At 71.7% G+C, this 22948-nt stretch carries 25 protein-coding genes and 1 pseudogene; 23 read left to right on the plus strand and 3 right to left on the minus strand.

Annotation, left to right across the window (positions count from 1 at the left end; genetic code table 11):
• The first annotated feature begins 69 nt into the window (after positions 1-69).
• Positions 70-414 (plus strand): hypothetical protein, encoded by a 345-nt coding sequence (locus ABIQ69_RS00245; RefSeq protein ID WP_350348395.1) that lies wholly within the window; start codon positions 70-72, stop codon positions 412-414.
• Positions 399-1940 carry a hypothetical protein gene (locus tag ABIQ69_RS00250; RefSeq protein WP_350348396.1) on the plus strand — a complete coding sequence of 514 codons (1542 nt, stop codon included), beginning with the start codon at positions 399-401 and terminating at the stop codon, positions 1938-1940. The genes ABIQ69_RS00245 and ABIQ69_RS00250 overlap by 16 nt, the downstream gene beginning before the upstream one ends.
• On the opposite strand, the gene ABIQ69_RS00255 is transcribed toward ABIQ69_RS00250, so the two are convergent.
• Positions 1915-2298: a phage holin family protein gene (locus ABIQ69_RS00255; RefSeq protein WP_350348397.1), complete on the minus strand. Its 384-nt coding sequence runs from the start codon at positions 2296-2298 to the stop codon at positions 1915-1917. The two genes, ABIQ69_RS00250 and ABIQ69_RS00255, sit on opposite strands and share 26 nt — an antisense overlap.
• 81 nt (positions 2299-2379) lie before the next feature.
• Here ABIQ69_RS00255 and ABIQ69_RS00260 point away from each other — a divergent pair, with 81 nt between their 5' ends.
• From ABIQ69_RS00260 to ABIQ69_RS00275, 4 genes are all read left to right on the plus strand, one after another.
• Positions 2380-3477 (plus strand): histidinol-phosphate transaminase, encoded by a 1098-nt coding sequence (locus ABIQ69_RS00260; RefSeq protein WP_350348398.1) that lies wholly within the window; start codon positions 2380-2382, stop codon positions 3475-3477.
• Positions 3478-3554: 77 nt separating this feature from the next.
• A complete protein-coding gene (locus ABIQ69_RS00265; RefSeq protein WP_350348399.1) occupies positions 3555-4688 on the plus strand; it encodes a thiamine pyrophosphate-dependent dehydrogenase E1 component subunit alpha in 1134 nt (377 codons plus the stop codon).
• 173 nt (positions 4689-4861) lie between these two features.
• Positions 4862-5821, plus strand: a complete 960-nt coding sequence (locus tag ABIQ69_RS00270) for an alpha-ketoacid dehydrogenase subunit beta (protein ID WP_350350051.1) — start codon at positions 4862-4864, stop codon at positions 5819-5821.
• 70 nt (positions 5822-5891) lie between these two features.
• Entirely contained in the window at positions 5892-7364 is a 1473-nt protein-coding gene (locus ABIQ69_RS00275) for a dihydrolipoamide acetyltransferase family protein (RefSeq protein ID WP_350348400.1), read from the plus strand.
• Between the two features lie 35 nt (positions 7365-7399).
• On the opposite strand, the gene ABIQ69_RS00280 is transcribed toward ABIQ69_RS00275, so the two are convergent.
• On the minus strand, positions 7400-7885 hold the full coding sequence (locus ABIQ69_RS00280) for a GNAT family N-acetyltransferase (protein ID WP_350348401.1): 486 nt from the start codon (positions 7883-7885) through the stop codon (positions 7400-7402).
• Between the two features lie 116 nt (positions 7886-8001).
• Here ABIQ69_RS00280 and ABIQ69_RS00285 point away from each other — a divergent pair, with 116 nt between their 5' ends.
• From ABIQ69_RS00285 to ABIQ69_RS00350, 14 genes and pseudogenes are all read left to right on the plus strand, one after another.
• Complete coding sequence (locus tag ABIQ69_RS00285; protein WP_350348402.1) at positions 8002-9081, plus strand: metal ABC transporter substrate-binding protein; 1080 nt, start codon at positions 8002-8004, stop codon at positions 9079-9081.
• A gap of 5 nt (positions 9082-9086) precedes the next feature.
• On the plus strand, positions 9087-9854 hold the full coding sequence (locus tag ABIQ69_RS00290; RefSeq protein WP_350348403.1) for a metal ABC transporter ATP-binding protein: 768 nt from the start codon (positions 9087-9089) through the stop codon (positions 9852-9854).
• Positions 9854-10735, plus strand: a complete 882-nt coding sequence (locus tag ABIQ69_RS00295; RefSeq protein WP_350348404.1) for a metal ABC transporter permease — start codon at positions 9854-9856, stop codon at positions 10733-10735. Before ABIQ69_RS00290 ends, ABIQ69_RS00295 begins: the two co-directional genes overlap by 1 nt.
• On the plus strand, positions 10735-11577 hold the full coding sequence (locus tag ABIQ69_RS00300) for a metal ABC transporter permease (protein ID WP_350348405.1): 843 nt from the start codon (positions 10735-10737) through the stop codon (positions 11575-11577). The genes ABIQ69_RS00295 and ABIQ69_RS00300 overlap by 1 nt, the downstream gene beginning before the upstream one ends.
• Positions 11574-11984: a transcriptional repressor gene (locus tag ABIQ69_RS00305; protein WP_350348406.1), complete on the plus strand. Its 411-nt coding sequence runs from the start codon at positions 11574-11576 to the stop codon at positions 11982-11984. The genes ABIQ69_RS00300 and ABIQ69_RS00305 overlap by 4 nt, the downstream gene beginning before the upstream one ends.
• Positions 11985-12116: 132 nt before the next feature.
• Positions 12117-13484, plus strand: a complete 1368-nt coding sequence (locus tag ABIQ69_RS00310) for a glutamate decarboxylase (protein WP_350348407.1) — start codon at positions 12117-12119, stop codon at positions 13482-13484.
• A gap of 90 nt (positions 13485-13574) precedes the next feature.
• Entirely contained in the window at positions 13575-14198 is a 624-nt protein-coding gene (locus tag ABIQ69_RS00315) for a hypothetical protein (RefSeq protein WP_350348408.1), read from the plus strand.
• Between the two features lie 3 nt (positions 14199-14201).
• Positions 14202-14408: pseudogene (locus tag ABIQ69_RS00320) on the plus strand (DUF6578 domain-containing protein); the annotation flags it as partial.
• 25 nt (positions 14409-14433) lie between these two features.
• Complete coding sequence (locus ABIQ69_RS00325; protein WP_350350085.1) at positions 14434-14718, plus strand: hypothetical protein; 285 nt, start codon at positions 14434-14436, stop codon at positions 14716-14718.
• A gap of 143 nt (positions 14719-14861) precedes the next feature.
• Positions 14862-15098: a 50S ribosomal protein L28 gene (rpmB, locus tag ABIQ69_RS00330; RefSeq protein ID WP_350350052.1), complete on the plus strand. Its 237-nt coding sequence runs from the start codon at positions 14862-14864 to the stop codon at positions 15096-15098.
• Positions 15098-15265, plus strand: coding sequence for a 50S ribosomal protein L33 (rpmG, locus tag ABIQ69_RS00335; RefSeq protein WP_021760158.1), 168 nt, complete (start codon positions 15098-15100; stop codon positions 15263-15265). Before rpmB ends, rpmG begins: the two co-directional genes overlap by 1 nt.
• Before the next feature lie 3 nt (positions 15266-15268).
• Positions 15269-15574: a 30S ribosomal protein S14 gene (rpsN, locus tag ABIQ69_RS00340; protein WP_350348409.1), complete on the plus strand. Its 306-nt coding sequence runs from the start codon at positions 15269-15271 to the stop codon at positions 15572-15574.
• 227 nt (positions 15575-15801) lie between these two features.
• Complete coding sequence (locus ABIQ69_RS00345; RefSeq protein ID WP_153683521.1) at positions 15802-16089, plus strand: HU family DNA-binding protein; 288 nt, start codon at positions 15802-15804, stop codon at positions 16087-16089.
• A 118-nt stretch (positions 16090-16207) separates the two neighbouring features.
• Positions 16208-18202, plus strand: coding sequence for a cytochrome c oxidase assembly protein (locus tag ABIQ69_RS00350; RefSeq protein ID WP_350348410.1), 1995 nt, complete (start codon positions 16208-16210; stop codon positions 18200-18202).
• A gap of 22 nt (positions 18203-18224) precedes the next feature.
• Here the strand turns inward: ABIQ69_RS00350 and ABIQ69_RS00355 are convergent, their stop codons facing one another.
• Complete coding sequence (locus tag ABIQ69_RS00355) at positions 18225-19271, minus strand: hypothetical protein (protein WP_350348411.1); 1047 nt, start codon at positions 19269-19271, stop codon at positions 18225-18227.
• Positions 19272-19410: 139 nt separating this feature from the next.
• On the opposite strand from ABIQ69_RS00355, the gene ABIQ69_RS00360 reads away from it, so the two are divergent.
• The 3 genes from ABIQ69_RS00360 to ABIQ69_RS00370 are packed head-to-tail and all read left to right on the plus strand — an operon-like array spanning position 19411 to position 22946.
• A complete protein-coding gene (locus ABIQ69_RS00360; RefSeq protein WP_350348412.1) occupies positions 19411-20745 on the plus strand; it encodes an AAA family ATPase in 1335 nt (444 codons plus the stop codon).
• 32 nt (positions 20746-20777) lie between these two features.
• On the plus strand, positions 20778-22061 hold the full coding sequence (locus tag ABIQ69_RS00365) for a serine hydrolase domain-containing protein (RefSeq protein ID WP_350348413.1): 1284 nt from the start codon (positions 20778-20780) through the stop codon (positions 22059-22061).
• A gap of 42 nt (positions 22062-22103) precedes the next feature.
• Positions 22104-22946 carry a class II glutamine amidotransferase gene (locus ABIQ69_RS00370; protein ID WP_350348414.1) on the plus strand — a complete coding sequence of 281 codons (843 nt, stop codon included), beginning with the start codon at positions 22104-22106 and terminating at the stop codon, positions 22944-22946.
• Positions 22947-22948 lie beyond the last annotated feature (2 nt).

Consider the following 22948-nt stretch of genomic DNA (forward strand, 5'->3'; position numbering starts at 1 on the left):
GGCGGCTCCCGGGCACGGCGGGCGGTGCCGGGCGCCGGCAGGCGCGGGCGCTCGATGGAGGATCGGGCCATGCACGATTCCCGACCCGTCACGGTGCTCACCGCGGATCCACGTACGGCTGAGCGGTTGGAGGTCGCCGAGCGGCAGCTGGCGAGGCTCGAGTCGCTCGCCGACGATCTCGGCGCGCGTGCGAGGGCGCTCGCGCCCGCCGCGGGCCGGCTCGCGTGGCGAGGCGAGGCCATGGAGCACTACGACGTCGTCCTCGACGGACTGCGAGCCCGCCTGCGCCTCGCGAGCGACCTCGTCGGCGACGCGCGGACGGACCTGCGCGCGAAGGTCGCGCACCTCCGTGAGGTGCTCGAGGCGGATGCGGCGCGGGCCGCGAACGGGGCGGGCGCGTGGCCGACGACCTGATCGTCTCCTCGGGCGGCGGCACCCGTGTCGCCGTCGACGAGCTCTTCGCCGAGGCGGCCCTGCTCGGCGCGGCCTCGGCCAGTTGCCACGACTGGGAGGGCCGCGTGCGCGTGGCGCTCGTGGAGCTGCAGCACGCGGGCGTCGGCGACGGGGCGGGCTCCTGGGGCCGCTCGGGCCCGGCGGGGTCGCTCGCGCACGCGCGGATGCTGCTCCGCGACGCCGCAGACCACGCCGAGCGGCTCCGGCGCGCGCTCGAGGAGTCGGCCGAGCGGTACGGCGCGACCGAACGCCAGGTCGCGATGATGTGGGACCTCGGTCTGCGGCTCGGCGCGGCCCACGCCGGTGCGGTCGGCCTCCCCCTCCTCGCGGCCGGCGCGATCGTCGGCGCGGTGGCACTCGCGCCGGCCGCCGCCGCGGCCTGGGCGGGCGACGCGCTCGGCTGGTGGAGCCTCGAGGCGGGTGCCAGGCGCGTGCTCGCCGACCCCGCCTTCGTGCGGCTGGTGCGCGGCGCCGGTGAGAGCCTCGACGAGGGTCTCCTCGGACTGGCGGGTGTGCCGCTGCCCCTCGCGCTCCTGCTCGGTGCGAGGCAGGGCGCCCCCGAGAACGCGGCGACCCTGGTGGGTCTCGCCTCCGCGCTCGGCGTGCTCGGCAACCGCGCATTCGTCGAAGGTCCGGTCACCGTGAAGCCCGGGCGAACGGATGCCGCGGGCGCCCCGGCCGTCGTCCGCGTGCCGCCCCCGGCGGGCGTCGGGGAGCTGGCTCGCCGCGTGCCGAGCCCGGAGCACGGCGACCCTCAGGTCCGGGTCGAGCGGTACGACGTCGACAAGGAGCGCCGCTTCGTCGTCTACATCGCCGGCACCGTCGAGTGGTCGCCCATCGCCGGGCCCGAGCCGGTCGACCTCACGAGCGACGTGCACGGCGTCGCCGACGACGCGGAGCCGAACGCGATCGTCGATGTTCCGGAGCTCAGCGCGGGCGCCGAACGCGCCGCGCGGCTCGCGCTCGAGCAGGCCGGCGCCCGTCCCGGAGACCCGGTGCTGCCGGTCGGCTACTCCGCCGGCGGCATCGTCGCGACCGACCTCGCCCGCGCCGACGACGTCGACGTGCCGTTCGCGGTCACCTTCGGCGCCCCGAGCGCGGCGGCCGACACCGGACACGTCCCCGTGCTGGCGGTGGGGCACGAGGGTGACGTCGTGCTCGCGACGGGGGGCGCGGCGCACGACGCGCCGGGGCTCGTGAGCGTCACCAGGCGGCCGTTCGACGACCCCGGCGGCGAGAAGCCGTTCGCCGCGCACAGCCTGGCGATCTACCGAGAGACCGCCGCACGGATCGACCACTCCGAGGCGCCGCAGGTGCTGGAGTTCGAAGAACGGATCCGCGCGTTCACGACCGACTCCTCCGGAGACCGCGTGCCGGGCGAGCGCACCGAGTGGATCGCGACGCGCGAGCCCGCCGGAGAGAGGGCGCCGGTCGGTCCTTCAGCGGTCAGCCCTTCGCCGGTCAGTCCTTCGCCGGGCGCACGATGAGCCCGATCAGCCAGCTGATGAGCCCGAGCACGAGCGCACCGAGCACGCCCCACCAGAACCCGTCGACCTGCAGTCCGAAGCCCATGAGGTCGGAGATCCAGTCCACGAGCAGCAGCAGCAGGCCGTTGACGATGAACGAGATGAGGCCGAGTGTGATCACGTAGATCGGGAAGGCCACGATGCGGATGAAGCCGCCGACGATGGCGTTCACCAGGCCGAAGATCAGCGCGATGAGCAGGTACGTGAGCACGGTGGCGACCGTCGTGTCCTCCCACGGCACGACCTTGACGCCCGAGACGATGAGCGTGGTGAGCCACAGCGCGAAGGCGACGACGATGAGCTTGACGATGAAGCGCATGCCCCAACTCTGTCAGAGCGGCCGTCGGCACGACAGGTCCGGCCCGGCGCGCCCGCGAGCCGAACGAGTACGGTGGAACCCGTGACCGCACCGGAGCCCGCCCCCGCCGCTGTGCGCCTTCGCGCCGAGATCGCCGCCCTGCCGCCGTACCGGCAGGGCCGTCCCGCCCCGGCCGACGGTTTCAAGCTGTCGAGCAACGAGAACCCGTTCGAGCCGCTGCCGTCGGTGCGCGACGCCGTCGCGGCGACCGCCGCGACCATCAACCGCTACCCCGACGCCACCGCCCTCGCACTCCGTGAGCGGCTGGCCGAGCGATTCGGCGTCTCGGCCGACGAGGTGCTCGTCGGCGCCGGCTCCGTCTCGCTGCTCGCGGCGTTCATCCAGGCCGCCGCGGGCGCGGGCGACGAGGTCGTCTACTCGTGGCGCTCCTTCGAGGCCTACCCGGGGCTCGTCACCGTGTCCGGGGCGACCAGCGTGCAGGTGCCGAACCGCGCCGACCACGGCCACGAGCTCGACGCGATGGCGGCCGCGATCACCGAGCGCACGAGGGTCGCGATCGTCTGCTCCCCCAACAACCCCACGGGCGTCGTGGTCACCGCCGCGGAGTTCGAGTCCTTCATGCGGCAGGTGCCGAGCGACCTGCTCGTCCTCCTCGACGAGGCGTACGTCGAGTTCGTCCGCGACGAGGCATCCGTCGACGGGCGCACGCTCATCGGGCGCTACCCGAACCTCGTGATCCTCCGCACGTTCTCGAAGGCCTACGGCCTCGCCGGTCTCCGCGTCGGCTACGCGATCGGGCCGGTCGCGGTGCTCGACGCGGCCCGCGCCACCCTCATCCCGCTCAGCGTCACCGCCGCCTCCACGGCGGCCGCGCTCGCCTCGCTCGAGCCCGCCGCCGAGCCCGAGCTGCTCGCGCGCGTCGACGAGATCGCGGGCCGCCGCGATCGGCTCGTGGCGGCGCTCCGCGCCGACGGCTGGCCGGTGCCGGCCGCCCAGGGCAACTTCGTGTGGCTGCCGACGGGCGAGGCGACCGATCAGGTCGCCGAGGCGCTCTGGAACGCGGGCGTCGTGGCGCGTCCCTTCGCGGGTGACGGCATCCGCGTGAGCGTCGGCGAGCCCGACTCCCTCGACACCCTCGTGGCGGCCATCAAGCCGCTGGCACCAGGCTCGTCGCTGTAGCCTTCCGCGAACCGTTGAGGCTGAGGTTGTCGGAGACTCACAAGTAGGGCACTGGAACGACCGAGTACCGTGGAACGGTGGCCGCGCTTGATCGAGACTTCTCCGTGCCGACGCTCCAACTCCTGAACCACGAGGGCGAGCTGCGGCCGACGCCGGAGGCCGAGCAGTTCCTGCCGGTCGTCGAGGCGCTCGCCGACGGGGAACTCGAGCAGTTCTACCGCGACATGGTGATCTCCCGCCGCCTCGACGTCGCCGGCGCGAACCTGCAACGCCAGGGCCAGCTCGCGCTCTGGGTGCCGAGCCACGGCCAGGAGGCCGCCCAGGTCGGCTCGGCCCGTGCGGCGCGCCCCCAGGACCACATCTTCCCGTCGTACCGCGAGCACATCGTCGGCATCATCCGCGGGCTCGACCCGGTGAAGATCCTCACCCTGCTTCGCGGCACGACCCTCGGCGGCTGGGACCCGGCGGAGAACGGCAACTTCCACCTGTACACGCTGGTGCTCGCCTCGCAGACCCTCCACGCGACCGGTTACGCGATGGGGCTCGGGTTCGACGGCGCGAGCGGCACGGGCGACCCCGAGACCGATGCCGCGGTGCTCGTCTACTACGGCGACGGCGCCACATCGCAGGGCGACGCCAGCGAGGCGATGGTCTTCGCGTCGAGCTACGAAGCCCCGCAGGTCTTCTTCGTGCAGAACAACCAGTGGGCGATCTCGGTGCCGGTCTCGCGGCAGTCGCGCAGCCCGATCTCGCTCCGCGGCACCGGGTTCGGCATGCCGGGCATCCGCATCGACGGCAACGACGTGCTCGTGAGCTATGCGGTCACCCGTACCGCGCTCGAGGAGGCGCGGAGCGGGCAGGGCCCGAGCTTCATCGAGGCGGTGACGTACCGCATGGGCGCGCACACGACCGCCGACGACCCCACGAAGTACCGCACGCAGGACGAGGTCGACTACTGGACCCTCCGCGACCCGATCACCCGCTATCGCACCTGGCTCGAGCAGCGGGGCGCGTCGGCCGCCTTCTTCGACGGCGTCGACGCCGACGCGGCCGACCTTGCGGCCGACGTGAGGCGTCGCACACTCGAGGTCACGGCGCCCACGCGAGAGGTCATCTTCGAACACGTCTACTCCGAGCCGCACCCGCTGATGCGCGAGCAGTACGCCTGGCTCGACGCGTTCGAGCGCAGCCTCGACGTGGGCGACGCATGAGCGGCGCGGGCACGTATGCCGAACTGGGCATGGACACGGAAACGGAGGCCGGCGTGACGGACCAGGCGGTGAACGGCACGGAGGCGAGGGGCGCCGCCGAGGCGGCGAGCGGCACGGATGCTGCGACGACGGATGCCGCGACGAGCGGCGTGCGCGGCGTGCAGACCCTCTCCATGGCCAAGGCGATCACCGCGGGCCTCCGCGAGGCACTGCGCACCGACGACAAGGTGCTGCTCATGGGCGAGGACATCGGCTCGCTCGGTGGCGTCTTCCGGGTCACCGAAGGCCTGAAGGCGGAGTTCGGCGAACGCCGCGTGCTCGACACGCCGCTCGCGGAGTCGGGCATCGTGGGCACGGCGATCGGGCTCGCGATGCGCGGGTACCGGCCGGTGCTGGAGATCCAGTTCGACGGGTTCATCTTCCCAGCGTTCGACCAGATCACCACCCAGCTGGCGCGTCAGACGCTGCGGCATGACGGCACGGTCTCGATGCCGATCGTCATCCGGGTGCCGTACGGCGGCCACATCGGCTCGATCGAGCACCACCAGGAGAGCCCCGAGGCCTATTTCGCGCACACGCCCGGGCTGCGCCTGGTGAGCCCGTCGAACCCGCACGACGCGTACTGGATGATCCAGGAGGCGATCGCCTCGAACGACCCGGTGCTGTTCTTCGAGCCGAAGAGCCGGTACTGGCCGAAGGGCCCGGTCGACCTCGACCACTCCGGTCTCCCGCTGCACGCGAGCCGGGTCGTCCGCCAGGGCACCGATGTGACGGTCGTCGGGCACGGCGCGATGGTCGCGACCCTGCTCCAGGCGGCGGACATCGCGGCTGAGGAGGGCACGAGCCTCGAGGTCGTCGACCTTCGCAGCCTCTCCCCCATCGACTACGGCCCGCTGCTCGACTCCGTCCAGCGCACCGGCCGGCTCGTGGTCGCGCAGGAGGCCTACGGCAACGTCTCGGTCGGGTCCGAGATCGCTGCGACGGTCGCGGAGCGGGCGTTCTACACGCTCGAGGCGCCGGTGCTCCGGGTCTCCGGCTTCGACACGCCGTTCCCGCCTGCCGCGCTCGAGACCGAGTTCCTGCCGAGCCCCGACCGCGTGCTCGAGGCCGTCGACCGGGCGCTGGCGTACTGACCGACCTCCGGCTGTCGCGGAACCGCGACGTATGCAGGCCGGGCGATACACGTGGTGAAAGGGTGAAGGCATGAGCGAGATCCGGTTCCCCCTGCCCGACGTCGGCGAGGGGCTGACGGAGGCCGAGATCGTGCAGTGGCGGGTCTCTCCCGGTGATCGCATCGCGCTCGACCAGGTCTTCGTCGAGATCGAGACCGCGAAGTCGCTCGTGGAGCTTCCGAGCGCATTCGAGGGCGTGGTCTCCGAGCTGCTGGTCGAGGAGGGCACGACGGTCGACGTCGGGACGCCGATCCTGGTGATCCAGACGGATGCCTCCGCCCCGGTCTCGCCGGCGGATCACGCGCCGACCACCGGCCAGACGGCCCCGGACCCGGCCGCTGCGCCCGCGGCCGCCGCGCAGGTGGCGGCACCTGCTGCTCCGGCCCCGGTGTCGCCCGCGGCGACCGCCCCGGCATCGGCCGCGACCGAGGAGTCCGGTGGCGCCGTGCTCGTCGGCCACGGCAGCCAGGGCCCGTCGCGGAGCCGCCGCCGGCGGCACCCGTCGCCTGGCGGCGCGCACGAGAAGCTCGCCGCTTCGGTGCCGTCGACGCCGCCCGTCGTCGAGCAGGTCGTGCCGGAGGCCGCGCCGGCACCCGCCGGCACGGCGGCCGCCCGGCCGCTGCAGGGAGCCGCGCCGCACCACGTGCCGGTGATCGCGAAGCCGCCGATCCGGAAGCTCGCGAAGGACCTCGGCGTCGACCTGTCGAAGGTCATGCCGACCGGGCCGATCGGCGATGTGACGCGCGAAGACGTGATCCGCGAGGCGACGCAGGCCAGTGTGTTCCGAAACATCCAGACCCCCGAGACGCCCGCCGATCGCGAGAGCCGTATCCCGGTGAAGGGCGTGCGGAAGGCCATCGCCAACGCGATGGTCCAGAGTGCATACTCCGCGCCACATGTATCCGTCTTCGTCGACGTGGATGCCACGCGCACGATGGAGTACGTGAAGCGCCTGAAGGCGTCGCCCGACTACGCGGGTGTGAAGGTGTCGCCGCTGCTCATCATGGCGAAGGCGATCATCTGGGCGGTTCGCCGCAACCCGACGGTCAACGCGCAGTGGACCGACGAGGAGATCGTCGTGAAGCACTTCGTGAACCTCGGCATCGCCGCAGCGACGCCCCGTGGGCTCATCGTGCCGAACGTCAAGGAAGCGCAGGCCATGACGATGGTCGAGCTCGCCACCGCCCTCGAGCAGCTGACGCTGACCGCCCGCGAGGGCAAGACCCAGCCGGCCGAGATGCAGGGTGGGACGATCACCATCACGAACATCGGGGTGTTCGGCATGGACACGGGCACGCCGATCCTGAACCCGGGCGAGGTCGCCATCGTGGCGCTCGGCACGATCAAGCAGAAGCCCTGGGTGGTCGACGGCGAGGTACGACCCCGCTACGTGACCACGATCGGCGGGTCGTTCGATCACCGCGTGGTCGATGGGGACGTCGCGAGCCGGTTCCTCGCGGACGTGGCCTCGATCATCGAGGAGCCGGCGCTCCTGCTGGAATAGCGCTGCCGGCGCAGCTGAGGGGCGCTGCCGACCCCTCAGAGGCGGCACTCGTAGACGATGGCGTCGCCCGACCGGGCGACCTCCGACAGGCCGGCGGCCTCGAGCGCGCGCCGCGCGGGTACGTTCGCGATCTCGGCCTCGGCGCGGGCGAGCACTCCCCCGGCGTTCCGGATCAGCGCGAGCGCTTCGAGGACGGCGTGCACCGCGAGCCCCTGGCCCCTCACGGCCGGGACCAGCCCGAAGGCGAACTCGACCGCACCGTCGTCGCCGACCGGGCCGAAGATGTTGACGCCGCCGATGGCCGCGCCGTCGGCGCCCCGCCGCACGAGGTAGGGCCCGAAGGGCGCGGGATCGCCGCCTTCGCGTACGGCGGCCACGTACTGGTCGATGAGCTCGGGCTCGTCGATGAAGGAGTACCCCCCTTCCCAGCCGTCATGCGGATCGACCTCGCCGGAGCGGATGCGCTCGGCGTCGGCGAGGGTGAACGGATGCAACGTGAGGGGGGACGTCGTCGTATCCACGTGCCTCACCTTCTCACCTCCCTCCGACGTACGCCAGCGCTGTCCACAGCATGACGGCGCGCGACGTCATGTTTGCTGGTTTTGACAATCATTATCAATAAACCTACGCTGAATGCATGCGCCGAACCCGCCGACCCGTCCCCATGCCCGCCCGCGCCGGTCTCGCGACCGCTGCCGTCGCCGCCGCGGCGCTCGGCCTGGCGGGATGCGCCGGGGGAGAGGCATCCGCTCAGGGCGACGGGCCGCAGATCGTCGCCACCACGACGCAGGTGGGCGACTTCACGCGCACCCTCGTGGGGGAGCAGGGCGAGGTGACGCAGCTGCTGCAGGCCGGACAGAGCGCGCACTCGTTCGATCCGTCGGCGGCGCAGCTCCGTGCGCTGGCCGACGCCGACGCGCTCGTCGTCAACGGCGCGGGGCTCGAGTCCTGGGTCGAGGACGCGGTCGAGGCCTCGGGCTTCGACGGGGTGCTCGTCGACGCGAGCGAGGGCATCGAGCTCGCCGCCACCGAGGAGCACGACCACGACCACGCCGGTGCGGACGATGCGACCGACGAGCACGAGGGCGAGAGCGCCGAGGAGCACGCCGAACACGCCGACGAGCACGGCCACGACCATGGTGCCGGCAACCCGCACATCTGGACCGACCCCGCCCTGGCGGAGACGATGGTCGAGAACATCGCGCACGGCCTCGCCGAGGTGCCCGGCCTCGACGCAGACGAGCTCGAGGCGAACGAGGCCGACTACCTCGCCCAGCTCGAGGCGCTCGACGCCTGGATCGCGGAGAACGTCGAGCAGGTGCCCGTCGCCGAGCGTCTGCTCGTGACCAACCACGACGCGTTCACCTACTTCCTCGACGCGTACGACATCACCTTCGTCGGCAGCGTCATCCCGAGCTTCGACGACAACGCCGAGCCGAGCGCCGCCGAGATCGACGAACTCGTCGAGCGCATCCGCTCGACGGGCGTCGCGGCCGTGTTCTCCGAGGCATCCATCTCGCCGAAGGCGGCGGAGACGATCGCCCGCGAGGCGGACGTGACCGTCTACTCCGGCGAGGACGCCCTCTACGGCGACTCGCTGGGCGTCGCCGGCAGCGAGGGCGAGACCTACATCGGCAGCCAGCTGCACAACGTGCGGCTGATCCTCGAGTCGTGGGGCGTCGAGCCTTCCGCGGTGCCCTCGGCACTGCAAGGATGACCCGCATGAGTCGTGCCGCTCCAGTCCTTCGCCTGCGGGGTGCCGCCTACACGCACCCGGGCGGCGCGGGCGTGCGCGGGCTCGACTTCGACATCCTCCCCGGTGAGGCCGTCGCCCTGATCGGCCCGAACGGCGCCGGCAAGTCGACGCTGCTCGGCGGGCTGCTCGGCCTCGTGCCGCGCACGGCGGGTGTCGTGGAATACGGCGGCGCGTCGCATGCCTCGATCGGCATGATCGGGTTCCTGCCGCAGTCGGCCGAGCTCGACCCCGACTTCCCGATCAGCCTCGAGCAGGTCGTGATGCAGGGTCGATACCGGCGGCTCGGGCTGTTCCGCTGGCCGGGTCGCGCCGATCGCGAGGCCGTGCGCGCCGCCCTCGACGCCGTCGGCCTCACCGAGCTGGCGCCGCGGAGGTTCGGCGATCTGTCGGGCGGGCAGCGCCAGCGCGGACTCCTCGCCCGGGCGCTCGCCTCCGAGCCCAGCCTGCTGCTGCTCGACGAGCCCTTCAACGGCCTCGACCAGCAGAACCGCGACGCGCTCATCGAGACCCTCCGCGGCCTCAAGGCTCGCGGGGTCGCGGTGCTCGTGTCGACGCACGACCTCGAGCTCGCGCGCGTGGTGTGCGACACGGTCGTGCTCGTCAACGGCGAGCAGCTCGCGCACGGACCGGTCGACGAGGTGCTGACGCTCGGCAACCTCCAGGAGTGCTTCGAGGGCACCGAGATCGAGATCGACGAGCACACGCTCGTCGTGCCCGGTCACGAGGGGTACTGATGGGCGGTCCCCTCGCGGGTCTGTGGGACTCGCTGTTCGGCGCCTTCGAGCTCGCCTTCATGGCCAGGGCCCTCGGCGTCATGCTCGTGCTCGCCGTCGTCGCGGGCGTCGTCGGGGTGCTGGTGAACCTCCGCGGACTCGAGTTCATCAGCGACGGCCTCACGCATGCCGTCTTCCCCGGCCTCGCCATCGGCCTCGCGGTCGGCGGCACGTCGGGCCTGCTGCCGGGAGCCGCGGTCGCCGCGCTCGCCGGCGCCCTCATCCTCACCTGGCTCGCGCGATCGGGCGTGGCATCCGATGCGGCGATCGCGATCGTGCTGACCGCGACCTTCAGTGTCGGCGTCATCGTCGTCTCCCGCAGCGACGACTACGCGGGCGAGCTCGAGGCGCTGCTCTTCGGCCGGGTGCTGACCATCCCGCCCGCGGAGGTCGTGCCGCTCGTCGCCGTCAGCGTGCTCGCGCTGCTCGGCGTGGGGCTCACCCTCAAGCAGCAGCTGTTCCGCGCGTTCGACGCCCGCGGCAGCCGCGCCTCGGGCGACTCGGGCCTCGCGCTCGACCTGGTGCTGAACTGCGCGGTGGCCCTCGTGGTCGTGGCGGCGGCTTCGACCGTCGGCACGCTGCTCGTGCTGGCGCTCCTCATCGTGCCCGGCGCGGTCGCCCGGCTCGCCACCGATCGGCTGTGGCTGCTGTTCCCGGTGGCTGCGGCGTTCGCGGCGGTCGGCGCGTGGCTCGGCCTCGCGGCCGGATACGGGGCATCCGTCGGCGGGGGAGTGGACCTGCCCGCCGGCGCCACCATCGTCGCCGTGTTCGTGATCGGCTACGCGCTCGCGCTGGTCATCGCGTGGGCGGCGGGCCGCACCGCGACGGTGAGGACGCGCTGATGGGCTACTTCGAGCGTGCGCTGCTCGCCGCCGTCGTCATCGGGGTCGGCGCCGGCTACGTCGGCGCGCTCGTGGTGCTGCGCCGGCGGACCTTCTTCGCCCAGGCGCTCACCCACGCGACCTACCCCGGCGCCGTGGCGGCGGCCGCCCTCGGCGTCAGCGTGCCGCTCGGCGCCGCCGTCGCCTCCGTGCTCATCGTCGCGATCATGACCGGCATCGCGCGCATTCGTCGGCAGGGGGCGCAGGTCGCGGCGGGCGTCGTGCTCACGGGCGGCTTCGCGGCCGGCGCACTGCTCCAAGCCGCGATCCCCGGGCTGCCCGTGCAGCCCGAGTCGCTGCTCGTCGGGTCGATCCTCACCGTCACCGACGCCGACATCCTCCTCGCCGCCGGCGTGGCGGTCGCGGCGATGCTCCTCGTCGCGGCCTTCGGCCGGCGCATCGTGTTCTCCACGTTCGACCCGGCCGGGTTCCGCGCCGCGGGCTTCCGCGAATGGCCGGTCGAGCTGCTCGTGCTCGCGCTCATCGCCGCCTCGGTCGTGAGCTCCCTGCCCGCGGTCGGGGCCATCCTCGCGATCGCCCTCATCGCCGCGCCGGCCGCGGCGGCCCGGCTCGTTGTCCGCTCCTACCGGGGCGTGCTCGTCGCGGCACCCGTCATCGGCGCGGCATCCGGCATCGTGGGCGTGCTCGCCTCGCGAGCGCTCGACGTCGCGGCCGGTCCCGCCATCGCGCTCGCCGCGACCGGATGCTTCGCCATCGCGCTGGTCGTCTCCCAGCTGCGGCGGCTACCGTGGAGGGGACGGGCCATCCCCGTCGAGACCGCGGAGGAAGCGCGCATCGCATGAAACGCAACACCTGGCAGCGCGAGGCCGTTCGAGAGGCCCTCGACGGCACCGAGGGCTTCATCAGCGCGCAGGCGCTGCACTCGGCCCTGCACGCGAGCGGGTCCCCCATCGGCCTGGCCACCGTGTACCGCGCGCTCGGCGACCTCGCGTCGACCGGCGAGGCGGACTCGCTGCAGTCGCCCGAGGGTGAGGCGCTCTACCGCGCGTGCAGCACGACCGGCCACCACCACCACCTCATCTGCCGCAACTGCGGCCTCACCGTCGAGATCGGCGCCGACGAGGTCGAGGCCTGGGCGAAGCGCGTCGCCGCGGAGCACGGATTCACCGGCGCCGCACACGTCGTCGACGTCTTCGGGCTGTGCGCCAACTGCACGAGACTGCAGGCCGGCGACGCGGCCGACGCCTGACTTCACCCGAACAGGGTGATTCCCGGCGGCGCCCGACGGGACTAGCGTCGGCACCGGATGCCTCCGCGACCCGCTCACGCCCATCGCGTGCCCGGACGCCGGTCGCGGTCGGCACGGTGAAGGGGGATCACCATGAACGAAGACACCGAGCTCGAGCCCACGTTCACGCGCATCGGCGAGGCGACGACCGCGCGCTACACCCGGCTGCCGGACGAGTCGATGCTGCCGCAGACGGCGTACCGGGTCGTGCACGACGAGTCGATGCTGGACGGCAACGCGAGACTGAACCTCGCCACCTTCGTCGGCACGTGGATGGACGAGTACGCGGACCGCCTCTATCGCGACGCGTTCGACAAGAACATGATCGACAAGGACGAGTACCCGGCGACGGCCGCCATCGAGGAGTACTGCTGGCGCATCCTCGGCGACCTCTGGAACGCGCCCGTCGCCGACGACGTCATCGGCACCTCGACGATCGGGTCGTCGGAGGCGTGCATGCTCGGCGGCCTCGCGCTGAAGCGGCGCTGGCAGCACGCCCGCCGGGCGGCCGGCGCGTCGACCGAGAAGCCGAACCTCATCATGAGCTCGGCCGTGCAGGTGTGCTGGGAGAAGTTCTGCAACTACTTCGACGTGGAGATGCGATTCATCCCCACGACCGACGAGCATCCGCTGATGGACGGCACCGGCCTCGAGGACGTCGTCGACGAGAACACGATCGGCGTCGTCGCGCTCATGGGCGTCACCTACACGGGTGCGTACGAGCCGGTCGCGAAGATCGCGGCGAAGCTCGACGAGATCCAGGCGAAGACAGGGCTCGACATCCCCATCCACGTCGACGGCGCCTCGGGGGCCATGGTGGCGCCGTTCCTGCAGCCCGACCTGGAGTGGGACTTCCGCGTGGAGCGGGTGCAATCGATCAACACCTCCGGCCACAAGTACGGGCTCGTCTACCCGGGCGTGGGCTGGGTGGTGTGGCGCTCGATCGCGGCGCTGCCCGACGACCTGGTGTTCCGCGTGAGCTATCTGGGCGGGTCGATGCCGACGTTCGCCCTGAACTTCTCGAGGCCCGGCGCGCAGGTGCTGCTGCAGTACTACCGGTTCATCCGTCTCGGCCGGCCCGGGTACACCGCGATCCAGCAGGCGTGCCAGGACGTGGCGACCTACCTCTCGAGCGGGATCGGCGCGCTCGACGCGTACGAACTGCTGACCGACGGCACCGACATCCCGGTCTTCGCCTGGCGGCTGAAGGCGGGCCACACCGACAAGTGGACGCTGTACCACCTCTCGGAGCGGCTGCGCATCAAAGGATGGCTCGTGCCTGCGTATCCGCTCTCCGGCGACCAGTCCGACCAGACGGTGATGCGCATCGTCTGCCGCAACGGCCTCAGCCGTGACCTGGCCGAAGACCTGCTGCGCGACGTGCGCGAGGAGACGGAGTTCCTCGACTCGCTCGAGAGTCCGATGCCGCATCCGGGGCTCGGCCCGACGTTCCACCACTGAACCGTGCCGTCGAGCGCATCGAGCACGCGGGGTGCCGCGGGCGCCCCGGGTCGCCGCGCCCGTCGGCTGCGCCGGGAGGCGTGGGGGTTCATGGCCGGCTCCGCGTGCTTCTTCGTCGGCGCACTGCCCTGGTACGCCGCCTGGGCCGGCGCGGTCTGGACGAACGTGACCTTCTTCGCCGGGTCGCTGCTGTTCACCGCGGCCGCGTTCGTGCAGCTGAGCCTCAGCGGGCGCCGCCCGCCGCGCGGAGGCACCAACCGCGCCGATCGCGCGGACTGGTGGGCGGCCGCGATCCAGTTCGCCGGCACGCTGCTGTTCAACGTGTCGACGGCGGCGGCGCTCGCCGCGGCGATGACCCGGCCGGACGCCGTGGGCGCAGGGTGGCGGCCGGACGCCTGGGGCTCGGCCGCCTTCCTCGTCTCGAGCGGCCTCGCGGTCGCGGCGACCCGCGACCGCGGCCGGCTCTGGGATCGCGACGCACGCACCTGGCACGGCACCGGCCTCAACCTGATCGGCTCGATCGCGTTCGGCGTCTCCGCGATCGGCGCGTACGTCCGGCCGGCGACGGATGCCCTGCTCAGCGAGCCCTGGGCGAACGGCGGCACCGCGATCGGCGCCCTCTGCTTCCTCGTCGCCGCTGCACTGTCGCGACGCCCGATCGAACCGGATGCCACGGAGGATGCAGGCTCGGGCAGCCGACCTGGCAGCATCTGACGGGTGGATGCACTCGTCTGGATCTCGGAGTGGGAGTTCGCGTGCTGCGGCGAGCCCTTCGAGCTCGGTGGGCGCGTGGAGTGGACGGTTGCCCCGGCTCGCGCCGGGTTCCCGGGGCTGGAAGAGGTACTGGGGCCTGAGCTCGCCCGCGAGGTGACGCACCTCGAAACGCACCACGAGGTCGAACCGCTCCCCGACCGGCGGATCACCGGCCGCGTCGAGCGTCGAGGACCCGGTGACGTTCCACATCGTCGCCGACACGCTGCGGTTGCGCGAGCTCGACCGGCTCGACCGGGAGCACGCGGCCGAGATCGGGGCGGAGCATCCCATGACGCTGCTCGACGGCTCGCCGTTGCCCGAGGTGCGGCCCGAGGCATACGAACTGATCAGCAGCACCTTCGTCGGCGGAGGCTGGTACGCCGCCATCCGGCGTGGACCGCATCCACCCCGCCGCGTCCGCGGCGTCGCAGGATTCCTCGTCGACCTCGCACTCGATTCCGCCCGCCACCGGCCGGTCTGATAGACTCGACGTTTGGCTGGGCACTTCCACTGCCCAGACCGTGGACGAATCCCTCGTATCTAACCGGCCAGCCGGTGGGATGCGTCTGCAGACAAGAGACCTTGGGAGGGGCATCCGCCCCTCGGTACTGGAGGAAAGAACCAATGGCAGCAGTGTGCCAGGTGACCGGAGCCGTTCCCGGCTTCGGCCACAACATCTCGCACTCGCACCGCCGGACGAAGCGCCGCTTCGACCCGAACGTGCAGAAGAAGACGTACTACGTGCCGTCGCTTCGTCGTAACGTCACCCTGAACGTGTCCGCCAAGGGCATCAAGGTGATCGACGCGCGTGGCATCGAGGCCGTCGTCAAGGACATCCTGGCTCGGGGGGTCAAGCTCTAATGGCCAAGCAGCAGGACATCCGTCCCATCATCAAGCTTCGTTCGACGGCCGGCACCGGGTACACCTACGTGACCCGCAAGAACCGTCGCAACAACCCCGACCGTCTCGTGCTCAAGAAGTACGACCCCGTGGTGCGCAAGCACGTCGACTTCCGAGAGGAGCGTTAGTCCATGGCCAAGAAGAGCAAGATCGCGCGCAACAACCAGCGCCAGGAGGTCGTGGACCGCTACGCGGCGAAGCGCGCCGAGCTGAAGAAGACACTGGTCGACCCGAACGCGACCGACGAGGCCCGTGAGGCCGCCCGCGTCGGCCTGCAGAAGCTGCCCCGCAACGCCTCGCCGGTGCGCCTGCGCTCGCGCGACGCCATCGACGGCCGCCCCCGCGGCGTGCTGTCGAAGTTCGGCATCTCGCGTGTCCGCTTCCGCGACATGGCCCACCGTGGCGAGCTGCCCGGCATCACCAAGTCGAGCTGGTAAGCACGAACTCCTGAAGAGGGGCGTCCCGTACGGGGCGCCCCTCTTCTGCGTCCCGGTTGCGACACGCCGTCGCGGGAATGCCCGAACGGCCCGGAAATCCGCGTGATTCCGGGGAACTCTGCTACATTCAAGGCGGCCTGATCGGCCGCGGGGGCGGTTGGACGATCGTTCCCGAGTTCTTCAACAAAGTGCTGTGTGATGCAGCGAACGTCCGAGGAGGACATTCAATGGCTGACAAGTCGCTGAACAAGACCGAGCTCGTCGCGAAGATCGCCGCGTCGACCGGGCAGAGCCAGGCCACCGTCGACTCCGTGCTCGGCGGGCTCTTCGAGGCGCTCGCGGAGGCCGTCGGCTCGGACACCAAGGTCTCGATCCCGGGTTGGCTCGCCGTCGAGCGCACCTCGCGCGCCGCGCGCACGGGCCGCAACCCGCAGACCGGTGCCACCATCGAGATCCCCGCCGGTCACTCGGTCAAGGTCTCGGCCGGCTCGAAGCTCAAGGCTGCCGCGAAGTAGTCTTCGACTCGCGAGAGGGCGGGCGGCTTCGGCCGCCCGCCCTTCGTCGTCCCCGGCCGCGCTTCGCCGCCCGCCACCCGCGGACCGGGCTCCCAGCCCGCTCGCCTAGGCTGGTGCGGTGCCCCGCTCCGTCCGCGTGCTCGGCCCTGCCGTGCTGCTCGCCGTCGCCGTTCTGGCGACCGTCGCGGGCCTCGTCGTCGGCGGCGGCGCCGCCCCGTTCCAGCTCCAGGACCCGGGACCCGTGGCCAGGTGGGGACTGCCGATCGCCAAGCTGATCGTCAACCTCGGCGCGGCCGGCATGATCGGCGCGCTCGTGCTCGCCGTCTGGGCGCTCACCCCGAAGAAGCCCGAGTTCGACGCGGCGCTCGACGTCGCCGCGGCATCCGCTGCCGTCATGACGGTCGCAAGCGCCGCGACCGGGCTCTTCACTTTCCTCGTCGTCACGGGGGAGTCCGTCGACCTCGGCGACGCGTTCGGGCAGAAGCTCGGCCAGTTCCTCACCTCCATCCCGCTCGGCCAGGCCTGGCTCGCGACGACGCTCATCGCCGCGGCGGTCACCGTGCTCTGCTTCGCGGTGCGCAACCACACGGCGCTCGTCTTCGTGACCGTGCTCGCGGCCGCGAGCCTCGTGCCGCTCGCGCAGCAGGGGCACGCGGCCGGTGCCGCCGGCCACAACGCTGCGATCACCGCGCTCGGCCTCCATCTCGTGTTCGCCGCCGCCTGGCTCGGCGGACTGCTGACCCTCGTGCTGCTGCAGGGCAGGCTCGCCGATCGGCTGCCGGTCGTGCTGGCGCGGTACTCGACGGTGGCGCTGATCTCGTTCATCGTCGTCGCTGTCTCGGGGTACGCGAGTGCCGCCCTCCGGATCGGGGACTGGCCGCAGCTCGCCACGCCGTACGGACTGCTCGTGGTCGGCAAGGTGGGCGCGCTGATCGCGCTCGGCCTGTTCGGTGCGCTCCAGCGGCGCTGGCTGATCGCGCGGATCTCCCGTGCGACCGCGGCCTCCGCCGGTTCGGATGCCTCGACCGGCGGACGCGGCACGTTCTGGCTGCTCGTGGTGATCGAGCTCGGCTTCATGGGCCTCGCATCCGGGCTCGCCGCCGCGCTCGCACGGACGGCGACGCCCGTCCCCGAGGATGCCGCGGGCTCGCTCGCCCGCACCCCCGCGGAGATCCTCACCGGCGAGCCGCTGCCGCCCGCTCCCGACTGGTTCCGGTACGTCACGGAGTGGAACCCCGACCTGATCTGGCTGCTCGCCGCGGGCTTCGGCATCTTCTTCTACCTCGCGGGTGTGCGCCGGCTCCGCCGCCGCGGGGACGCGTGGCCCGTATACCGCTCCGTGCTCTGGGTCGCCGGCCTCCTGCTGCTCGCCTACGTCACCTGCGGCGGCATCAACGTGTACGAGCAGTCGCTGTTCTCGGCGCACATGCTCGGGCACATGCTGCTCACGATGGCGATCCCGGTGCTCCTCGTGCCCGGTGCGCCGGTGACGCTCGCGGCGCGAGCCATCCACGCCCGCAAGGACGGCAGCCGCGGCGGTCGCGAGTGGATCCTGCTGGCGGTGCACTCGCGGTTCGCGCAGATCATCGCGAACCCGATCGTCGCGGCGGTGCTGTTCGCCGGCTCGCTCTGGGTCTTCTACTACTCGCCGCTGTTCCGCTGGACGATGCTCGACCACATCGGCCACGAGTGGATGGTCGCGCACTTCCTCATCACCGGGTATCTGTTCGTCCAGTCGCTGATCGGCATCGACCCGGTGCCCTACCGGCTGCCGTACGCCTTCCGGCTCGTGCTGCTGCTCGGCACGATGGCGTTCCACGCCTTCTTCGGCCTCTCGATCATGATGAGCGAGAGCCTGCTGCTCGCCGACTGGTACGGCGCGATGGGGTGGGGCACGGATGCGCTCGCCGACCAGCAGGTCGGCGGCGGCATCGCCTGGTCGATCGGCGAGATCCCGACGGTCGCGCTCGCGATCACGGTGGCGATCCAGTGGTCGCGCAGCGACGAGAAGGAGTCGAAGCGGCGCGACCGCCACGCCGATCGCACGGGCGATGCCGAACTCGAGGAGTACAACGCCAGGCTGCAGGCGCTCGCCGACCGCGATCAAGCCTGACCGGCGGCAGCGCCGACGCCGCTTACTTCAGCTGCACCGAGATGGAGCCGTCGGCGCGGATCCGGGCGTCGAGCGAGACCGTGAAGGTCTGGTCCTCTTCGAGGGTGAAATAGTCGCCGTCGAAGAGCGACTGCAGCTCGACTGAGATGTGGGCGACGCCGGCGGTCGGCGGCATCTCGAACGCCGTCTCACCGGGGATGAGGGTGACGACCGGGTACGCCGAGATCGACCAGGCGGGGTCTTCGACGACGCGTTCGTCGATCTCCATGCCGAACGGGCAGTCGGTGGGGAAGAGCGTGGGCTGTGTCGCGCACTGGTCGAGGAACTGATCGAGCTGAGCCTGCACGCGTTCGACGAACGCGGGCGTCGCCTGCGCGTCGACCGTCACGCCCGCCCGCGTGGAGGGCTCGACGGCGAGGTCGACGGGCTGCGCCGTGAGCAGGGTGTCGTCGTAGTCGAACTCGTAGACCGCCGGGGCGATCGCGAGGTACGGCGCGGTCTGGGTGAACGCGGCGAGCTCGTCGCCGGTCTTGCGCGCCCTCGTGTCGAGGGTCAGCGAACCGACGGTGAAGAACGGGTTGTGCGCCGCGGTCACGTCGACGACGGCGAGCGGGCTGGTGGCGAACTCCCATCGGTTGAGCACCCCGTAGAGCGGGGCGATCGGCTGCACTTCGAACGTCGTCGACACGATCGCGGCTTCGAGCCGGTAGTTGGCGGTGACGCTGTGGCTGCCGTTCTCGTGCGCGACGTCGTCGGTGATCGTGATGTCCTCGGGGCCGGCCTTGACCACGCCGGAGCGGAGCATCGCGGTCGAGACGTCGGCGGGGAGGCCGAGCTCCTCGAGTGCGGCGGCGTCGAGCGCGACGCCGGGCGTCGTGGCGGCGATGGTGATCTCGTCGTCCGCGACGGCGTGCAGGTAGCGCTCGACGAAGGCGGGGGCGCCGTACAGCGACTGGTTCAGCGCGCCCAAGGCCGCGAGGAAGGCGCCGACGACCAGGACGCCGAGTCCGCTCCAGCCGAGGACGGCGAGCCACGACACCCGTCCCGCGCGCTGGCTCCGGCTCCCCACCCGCCCAGTCTATGTCGGCGCCGACGCCCGAAGCGGACGATGGCCCCCGTCTCCGGGCGGCGGTCGATCCGGCTCCGGCTCCCTCCCCAGGTCGGCTTCGCGCCCGGGCCGCCACCGGGTGACGGGGTTACAGTTGACCGTGCCCGACGTGACCCTCACCCCCGAGCAGGCGGCGGTCTTCCACGCCATCGAGCACACCCGGGAACACGTCTTCGTCACCGGCCGTGCCGGCACCGGCAAATCGACGCTGCTCACCCACCTCAACTGGCACACGCAGAAGCAGATCGTCATCTGCGCGCCGACGGGCGTGGCCGCGCTGAACGTCGGCGGCCAGACCATCCACTCGCTGTTCCGGCTGCCGATCGGGGTCATCGCCGACCACGAGATCGAGCAGAACGACACCGTCCGGAAGATCCTGAACGCAATGGACACGCTCGTCGTCGACGAGGTGTCGATGGTGAACGCCGACCTCATGGACGCGATGGACCGCTCCCTCCGGCAGGCGAGGCAGCGCCCCGCCGAACCATTCGGCGGCGCCCAGGTCGTGCTCTTCGGAGACCCGTACCAGCTCGCACCCGTGCCTGGCGATGGCGACGAGCGCCGCTACTTCCAAGACACCTACCGCTCGCTCTGGTTCTTCGACGCGAAGGTGTGGGACGAGGCATCCCTTCGCATCTACGAGCTGGGCGAGGTGCACCGCCAGCACGACGACGCGTTCAAGCACATGCTGAACGCGGTGCGGCACGGCATGGTCACCGCCGAGATCGCCGGCGTGCTGAACTCCACGGGCGCGCGTCGTCCGCTGCCCGAGCACGGCGCGATCACGCTGGCCACCCGGAACCACGCGGTGACCCGGATCAATCGCACCCAGCTGCACCGCCTGCCGGGTCAGTCCCTCGCGAACGAGGCCGAGGTCAACGGCGACTTCGGCGGCCGCGCCTTCCCCGCTGACGAGCGGCTCGAGCTGAAGGTCGGCGCGCAGGTGATGTTCCTCCGCAACGACACCATGGTGCGCGGCGACGGTCCGCGCTGGGTGAACGGCACGATCGGCACGGTGACCTCGCTGAATCGCGAAGTCCGGGTCGAGATCGGCGGCGTCGAGCACGAGGTCGAGCCTGCGGTCTGGGAGAAGTACCGCTACACCTGGGACCCGACTCGGAAGAAGCTCGAGAAGCAGATCGTCGCCGAGTTCAGCCAGTTCCCGTTGCGGCTCGCCTGGGCCGTCACGATCCACAAGTCGCAGGGCGCGAGTTACGACACCGCGATCGTCGACCTCGGTTCACGGGTCTTCAGCCCGGGCCAGACGTACGTCGCCCTCAGCCGGCTCACGAGTCTCGAGGGGCTGTACCTCGCCCGGCCGTTGAAGCCGAGCGACATCATCGTCGACCCGAACGTCGAACGGTTCATGTCGGGCGCGGTGCGCGACATCGGTCGCCCGCCGGTCGCAGCGGGCTCCGCGGGGCCCCCGGGGTAGAATCGCACCGGACACACGGCTAGGGGGGCTTGGTGGACCGTTTGGGGGAGCGACGCCGCCGCGGGATCGCGACGGCGATCGCCGGCGCCGTGGTCGCGGCGGTCGGGTTCACCGGCTGCACCGGCGGCACGGTCGATCCGGCCGTGCAATTCGATGCGGTGGATGCCTCGATCCCGGGCGATTCCGCGACCGCCCTGCAGCAGGTGCTCGACGAGGCGGTCGCGCTCAGCGGCTCGAGCGGCGGCCTCGCGACGGTGCTCGCGCCGTGGGCGGGCGACTGGACGGGCGTCTCGGGCACCGATCGTTTCGGCGACGACGCCGAGCCGGTCTCGCCAGACGGCACCTTCCACCTCGCGGGGGTGACGACGGAGATGACCTGCCTCGTGCTGCTCCGCCTCGCCGACGCCGGGGTGGTCGAGCTCGACGACCGCGTGTCGACCTACGTCGACGACATGCCCGGTCTCGACGGCATCACCCTCGAGCAGCTGTGCCGGCACACGTCGGGCCTCGCCGACTACTACCCGAACCTGCGGCCGCACTTCATCCAGAACCCCGAGCGACCGTGGGCGACGATGGAGCTCATCTCGGCCGGGTTGGCGATGTCGCGGACGGCCGCACCGGGCGAGGCCTACTCGTATTCCCGTACCGGCATCCTGCTGCTCGCCGTCGCGCTCGAGCGCGCGACGCACCGCGGCTTCGGCGACCTGCTGCGCGAGCAGGTGATCGGCCCGCTCGGCCTCGACGACACCGGCATCCCCGACCCGAAGGACGTCGCGCACGAGGGCGCGCTCGGGGCCTTCGCCGCGGGGACCGCGCCCGATGGCAGCCCGGACTGCGCGGCGCGGTACGACGACTCCCGCCAGTCGAGCTCCATGGGCGGCGCGGCCGCGGGCGCGATCTCGTCGCTCGACGACGCCGCGAGGCTGAGCCTGGCGTTCGCGACGGGGTCACTCGTCAGCGAGGGCACGCTGCGCGCGCAATGGACGACTGCGCCGGTGCCCGGTGCGGAGCCATGGGTCGGTCAGGGTCTCGGCGGCGTGCAGTACGGCGCGCTTCGCGGCACCGCGAGCGAGACCGCGGGCGCGCTCACCGCCGCGTTCACCGATCCGGACAGCGGCCTGACCGTCGTCGTCGCGCTGAACAACTCCAGCTCCGGCCAGGACTTCGTGCGCGAGGTCGCCTTCGCGCTCGCGTCGCTGGCCTCGAAGCTGCCGCCTGCCGCAGACTCCGCGCAGCCGCTGATCGAGCTGCCCTGGTCGTTCGAGCAGGCGAAGGAACGGATGGCGCAGCTCGCCCGCTGCTCCACCACGCAGTAGTCCGCCGGGACGGCCGGCGGCATCCGATGGAGGAGGCCGATCATGTGCCGATGGCTCGCATACACGGGGGAGCCGATCCACCCGGCCGTACTGATCCTGGAACCGCGGCATTCGCTGGTCGCGCAATCGCTGAACTCGCCGCTCGGGGCCGAGACGGTGAACGGCGACGGGTTCGGCGTGGGCTGGTATCCCGACACGGAGGTGCTCGAGGTGCAGCCGGCGCTGTTCCACAGCATCGAGCCGGCGTGGCATGACGAGAACCTGCGGGAGCTCACCTGGGCCATCGACTCGCCGCTGTTCTTCGCGCATGTGCGCGCGGCCGCGGGCCCGCCGATCCAGCAGACGAACTGCCACCCGTTCCGTCATGGGCGGTGGCTGTTCATGCACAACGGCGCGATCGCCGAGTTCTCCCGGATGCGGCGGGAGCTGATGCTGGCACTCGATCCGGAGCTGTTCCCGCTGGTGCACGGCACCACGGACTCCGAGGTGGTCTTCTACCTGGCCGTCACGTTCGGGCTCGAGCAGGACCCGATCCGCGGCCTCGCGCGTGCGTTGCGCCAGATCGAGCAGGTCGCCGAGCGGCTCGGCATCCGGGATGTGGTGCAGGGCACCTTCGCCGTGTCCGATGGCGAGACGACGTGGGCGTTCCGGTACTCGACGGCGCACCGGAGCCGCACGCTGTTCTACTCGGTCGACATGCCGACGCTGCAGGAGATGTACCCCGACGTCGAGCGGCTTCGCCTGTTCGGGGCGAAGGCGCGGGTGGTCGTGTCGGAGCCGCTCACCGACCTGCCCGGGGCGTTCGTCGAGGTCGACGAGTCGACGGTCGTCATCCTCGACGCGGAGGGCTTCCGGGAGGAGCCGTTCCTCAGGGATGCGGCGTGACG

Origin of the sequence: Agromyces sp. G08B096, from assembly GCF_040267705.1 — a bacterium.
Taxonomy (GTDB): domain Bacteria; phylum Actinomycetota; class Actinomycetes; order Actinomycetales; family Microbacteriaceae; genus Agromyces.